We start from the raw sequence: 5,118 nt of genomic DNA, 5'->3' as shown, positions 1-5,118 counted from the left end.
TTAGCACAAATGCTACACCCATCCCTAGCATAAAATTTAGATGCGTTTGCCCTGGATTTCATCCTAATCAAAAGTTTAAAGGAGATAAACTCAGATCTTGCACCAATAAAAATTGATTTAATTTAATTACTCCGTATTAAATTAAAAGCCTTAATTTAGCGATAAAAACCGATAAAAATCAGGTAGCCTTATCGCGCATCTTTTTAGCTTATACGGTTTTTTACGGTTAGGTGCAAGATCTGAGTAAAGGTTATGAAGGAGAAGGAGCAATTAATACTCCCACGAAAAAGCCGAAAAAAGGAGAATTAACATTGTTGCAAAAAGAGAAAAATAAAGAACAGGCGTCTGAACGAATATTTGTCGAACATTTGATTCGTGTCATTAAGATATTTAGAGTTGCATCTGAAAGATTTAGATTAAATGCAAGTAAATACGAACAAATAATTATGACAATATGTGGACTTGTAAGATTCCGAATTGGAACATTAGTTTTACCAATATAAGATAGCGCGATTATACAGAGCTAAAATTAGCGTATATAAATACTTAGTTTTGCCTTATTCTCAACAGTAACTGTCTCAAAGCCTTATTTTTCCATTGAGACTGGCTGACGTTTGCACCTTGCGATTGCGCAGAGCGCACTGCCCCTTGGGCAATCGCCTGTTGAAAGCCAGTTATAGAGAGGTATTGGCATTTTTCGGAGATGTCTATTGGGTAGAACACAGGTTGGTTGTAGGGGCACGAAGCAAAGCTTCGTGCCCCTACCATCGCTCTTTGTGGTCTATGCTTTTGAAAGCGCTGTAAAATCGGAACGAGAGTATCTCTGCGTGGAATTTCATAACAGATCTCTAGCATTACCGCTACTTATCGGTTCAGGATGCGTCTTGGATTCGGGGTAGTGCCAGAATGCGTGAGCCCAAAAGATGAGTAATGCGCGCAAGCTGCTGGAGTAAATTCAGCTTTACCGAAAAGTTTTCCAGAACCTTTGCTAGCCGTTCATTTGAGCGAGTGTACACAATCTTCCGGAATCAAGAACGGGTTCTGCCAGTGCATAAGTTGATTTCACTTACACTTATATAAGTAGTAGAAGGAGGGCTTATATCCTCCCTTTGGAACACCAAGAGGCTAATTTATCATTTCATTTTTTTGGAAGTGATTTATGTCTTGTGCCTGCGGAAAATCATACATTGTTACGTTGGGAGATACGCTCTTCCTCGTTGAACTGATTCGCTGACATTTTTCCAGTTACAGCGCTTTTCATCTAAGTGAGGTACACTACCCCACCCGCCCTATCGGGCACCCTCCCCTTGCTAGGGGGAGGGTTGGAGAGGGGTGTACTCCATTAACTTGTAATCTGCTGTATATCTAACAAGTCCATAAGTTGATTTTCCTGCCAACTATTAAGAATACAGAAAGATAATTTTTTGAGGATAAATTACAATGACAACCAATGAATTTTTTGCATCAGATAAACTTGATGTACTTCAAGCAAATAAAGAGATTGAAAGGAAGCTGCACCAATCAGTCTCAAGTGAAGATGAGTTACTCGATTCTCAAGATGGCATAGGTCTAATTGTCAAAGATTTCGCTGGAAAAGCAGCCAAAGGGGAAATTGAAGCGGTGGCTGGTTTCAACCCGTCCCATGCTGTAGATGAAGTTATTAAAGTTCAGACAGTAGCGATCGCTACTGACCTAGAATCGCTTTCGGATGCTGCCACGTTAGCATACCTACAGCCAGAAACAGTATGTGGCGCTGACGATCGCGTCCAGATTACACCTGCAAATGACATCCCCTGGCGATGGATTTGCAAATTAATCATTACCTTCCCTAATGGTGCAAGATTCGTTGGTACAGGGTGGTTCATCGGACCACGCACAGTGATGACGGCGGGACACTGCCTCCACAGTCGTGAGCTTGGTTGGGCGCAGTCAATTGAAGTGATTCCGGGGATGGACGCAGCGAGTCGTCCCTACGGCTCTCAGATTGGAACTTCCTTCCGCGCTACACTAGGCTGGACTAGGGACGCCAAGCCTGACTATGATTACGGGGCGATTATTCTCCCAGACGACACCCTCGGTAACCGAGTTGGCTGGTTTGGATTCGCTGCTCCTTCCAATAGCGACTTGCAAGGTTTATTGCTGAATAACTCTGGCTACCCCGGTGACAAGCCATTTGGCACTCAGTGGTTCAACGCTGGTGGAGTAACCCAGGTCGAGGAGCGCAAGATTTACTATATGCTCGATACGATAGGCGGTCAAAGTGGAAGTCCTGTCTGGCGTCTGCTCAATGGTGAACGCCATGCAGTGGGAATTCATGCTTACGGTGGTTGTCCCAACAGCGCCACCCGAATTACAACAGAGGTGTTCAATAATATGTTGGCGTGGCGAAATAACCCTTCCTAGAACACTCCTACACACTTAAATTCCAGCGCTAAATAAAGCAGTTTTCTATAGGGTGCAATACATCATCGGAGCACAAAGTGTGTTGTATCCCTACCCCCTACAAATAACCTGTATTGTATCTATCTTTTGTGTCGTTTTCTGGTTAATTAAATGCGAATGCGATTGGGACTGATACTATTTTGGTCAACTAGCCTGCTTTTGTTAGCTTGTGCAGCAGATAAAACTGTTTCCTCCTATAAATCTAATGTTAATCAACCAGTCTCCTCATCATCTGAGAATCTTAGTAAAGAGCCGAATGCTATGACAAATTACAATCCAAATCAATCAGTTTCCTCACCGAATAATTCTAGTCAGGAACCTATTGGGAGGGACACTAGCGAAGCAATCAGTATTGAAGGCAAGATTAGTCAGGTGATGGAAAGTTTTCCTTTGCAATTGATGGTGGAAACTAAAAATGGTCGTTATTATGTTGCTCTTGCTCCAGAAACCAAGATTACTCAACAAGGAAAAACAGTGGATACCAGTAAATTGAATCCTGGTCTAACAGTGAAGATTCAAGGTCTATCTTCGGCACCAAATCAATTAGCTATGACCGCCCAAGTTATTGGAATCAAACCTTAACAGTTACCAGTTATCAGTTATCAAGGAAGCGCAGTATCAAAAATCAGTTATCAGTTATCAAGGAAGCGCAGTATCAAAAATCAGTTATCAGTTATCAAGGAAGCGCAGTATCAAGATGTCCCAAGTCAATCTTCTCACTGGTCACTGCGGCTGGTACTGGTCACTGCGGCTGGTACTGTTCACTGGTTTAAACACAGTCGTTCTGATACGAAGTTTAACTGAATTGAACAGGAGAACAAAAATGGCAACAGCAAATGTGAAAATTAAATCTTATGGTGAAAGTCTCAAAGATTCAAACCCAGAGCTTTAGTCTTACTTGTGTCAAGGCAATTTTGTAATTTCATTTTTTTTGGAGGTTATTTATGACTTGTGCCTGTGGAAATTCATACATTGTTAAGTCGGGAGATACGCTCTTTCTCATTGCTCAGCAACAGTTAAGTGATGGCAATCGTTGGAAGGAAATCACGAAACCAAATTGCACTCCCTTTACAGAAGAGGAGGCTAGAAGGTTGCAGCCCGGTGATGAAGTCTGCCTTCCTAAGGGATCTAATGGTGAAACAATAAATTTAGAAGCTACATTTTACGATGTGGAGACTACAGGATGTAGTTTCCCAGCTTCCGGTGTATTTGGAATAACATTACGTGCGGCACTTGAAGGTCGATTTGAGCCACGATGCCCAAATACAGGTGAAAACGTTCCGCGCGTACAATGTGCAGTCGCCCCATCTCAAATTCCCCTGCGTACAAATTTTACTTTGGTTCTTTGGGATAACAGCCAAGTTCGTGCAGAAGCCTTAGATGTAGGTTCGACAATTCTACCAGGTAAGATTGATATCCTTGTCGATACCGTTGAAGAAGCACTCAATCTAGGTAGAAAACCTGTCAAGGTAATTTTGTAATTTGTTTTTTTGGAGGTAATTTATGACTTGTCAATGCGGAAGATCCTATATTGTTCGACAAGGAGATATACTCTTTGACATTGCTCAAAGAGAGTTAGGTGATGGTAATCGTTGGCGGGAAATCATGAATCCTGATTGCAGTAAACCTGTTAACGAGATAATTGTTCCAGGTCAAGAATTGTGCATTCCTACACCTCCAGGGGACGGCGGTTTTGCAAGGATTGTGTCGCGCCAAACCTACGAAGCTATGTTTCCAAATCGTAACAGTCTGTACTCCTATGACAGTTTGGTGACAGCAACGCAGAGATACCCAAACTTCTGCAACGAAGGATCTGACACACAACACAAGCACGAGGCAGCAGCGTTTTTAGCTAATATTGCCCACGAAACTAGTGGTCTTCAATATATCGAAGAATTGCGCTGCATTCCTAACGGCTGTGGAGATGAATACTGCGATAGAAATAACACCCAGTATCCATGTCAGCCTGGTCGTAGCTATCACGGTCGGGGTCCCATGCAGATTTCGTGGAACTACAACTACGGTGCTGCAGGTCGAGCTTTAGGCTTGAATCTGCTCGCCAATCCTGACCTAGTCAAGTCGGATGGCGCGATCGCATTTTCTACAGCCTTGTGGTTCTGGATGACCCCTCAACCACCCAAACCTTCTTGCCACGACGTTATGAGCGGTCGTTGGAATCCTAGCCCTGATGATGTAAACAGAGGGCGTGTGCCTGGTTTTGGCATGACTATCAACATCATCAACGGCGGTCTGGAATGTGGCAGACCTACAGATGACAGAGTTGAGAGGAGGGTAGGGTTTTACAGGCAGTTTTGCCAAATGCTAGGGGTAAGTGCAGACAGTAATATCTACTGCGATCGTATGCAACCTTACAGATAGACCTCTTGCGAATTCAAAGCGGAAAGTTTAACTTCATCGGTTGAGGCGATCGCCAGAAATCATTACCCCCTACACCCTACACCCTACCACCTACACCCGTTTTTTCGGTAAATATCTGGCACATATGAATCTTGACCGCCTACGAAATGACAAATCAGATTATTAATGAAACCACTACAGTCAAAGAGTTAAGGCTGAAATTTAACTACTGCTCGGTTTAACTGTACCGAGCATTTTTCTTGTTGTCGGGGGTATTTAACAGTTACCAGTTATCAGTTATCAGTTACCAGTTACCAG

At 43.1% G+C, this 5,118-nt stretch carries 7 protein-coding genes; 6 read left to right on the top strand and 1 reads right to left on the bottom strand.

The window, feature by feature from the left end; translation table 11 throughout:
- The first annotated feature begins 230 nt into the window (after window positions 1-230).
- A complete protein-coding gene (locus ACM0OZ_RS47765) occupies window positions 231-503 on the top strand; it encodes a transposase family protein (RefSeq protein WP_414589978.1) in 273 nt (90 codons plus the stop codon).
- A 43-nt stretch (window positions 504-546) separates the two neighbouring features.
- On the opposite strand, the gene ACM0OZ_RS47760 is transcribed toward ACM0OZ_RS47765, so the two are convergent.
- Entirely contained in the window at window positions 547-855 is a 309-nt protein-coding gene (locus ACM0OZ_RS47760; protein ID WP_414589977.1) for a hypothetical protein, read from the bottom strand.
- Between the two features lie 585 nt (window positions 856-1,440).
- Between ACM0OZ_RS47760 and ACM0OZ_RS47755 the strand changes: the two genes are divergently transcribed.
- From ACM0OZ_RS47755 to ACM0OZ_RS47735, 5 genes are all read left to right on the top strand, one after another.
- Window positions 1,441-2,403, top strand: a complete 963-nt coding sequence (locus ACM0OZ_RS47755) for a trypsin-like serine peptidase (protein ID WP_414589976.1) — start codon at window positions 1,441-1,443, stop codon at window positions 2,401-2,403.
- Between the two features lie 150 nt (window positions 2,404-2,553).
- Complete coding sequence (locus tag ACM0OZ_RS47750; protein ID WP_414589975.1) at window positions 2,554-3,024, top strand: hypothetical protein; 471 nt, start codon at window positions 2,554-2,556, stop codon at window positions 3,022-3,024.
- Between the two features lie 115 nt (window positions 3,025-3,139).
- Window positions 3,140-3,334 (top strand): hypothetical protein, encoded by a 195-nt coding sequence (locus ACM0OZ_RS47745; RefSeq protein ID WP_414589974.1) that lies wholly within the window; start codon window positions 3,140-3,142, stop codon window positions 3,332-3,334.
- A 52-nt stretch (window positions 3,335-3,386) separates the two neighbouring features.
- Window positions 3,387-3,923, top strand: coding sequence for a LysM peptidoglycan-binding domain-containing protein (locus tag ACM0OZ_RS47740; protein WP_414589973.1), 537 nt, complete (start codon window positions 3,387-3,389; stop codon window positions 3,921-3,923).
- 22 nt (window positions 3,924-3,945) lie between these two features.
- On the top strand, window positions 3,946-4,821 hold the full coding sequence (locus ACM0OZ_RS47735) for a glycoside hydrolase family 19 protein (protein WP_414589972.1): 876 nt from the start codon (window positions 3,946-3,948) through the stop codon (window positions 4,819-4,821).
- Window positions 4,822-5,118: the final 297 nt, after the last annotated feature.

The organism is Scytonema sp. PCC 10023 (assembly GCF_963920835.1).
Classification (GTDB): Bacteria; Cyanobacteriota; Cyanobacteriia; order Cyanobacteriales; family Nostocaceae; genus Kalymmatonema.
Note: the sequence above shows the minus strand (reverse complement) of the source record. Positions and strands in the feature narration are given on the sequence as shown.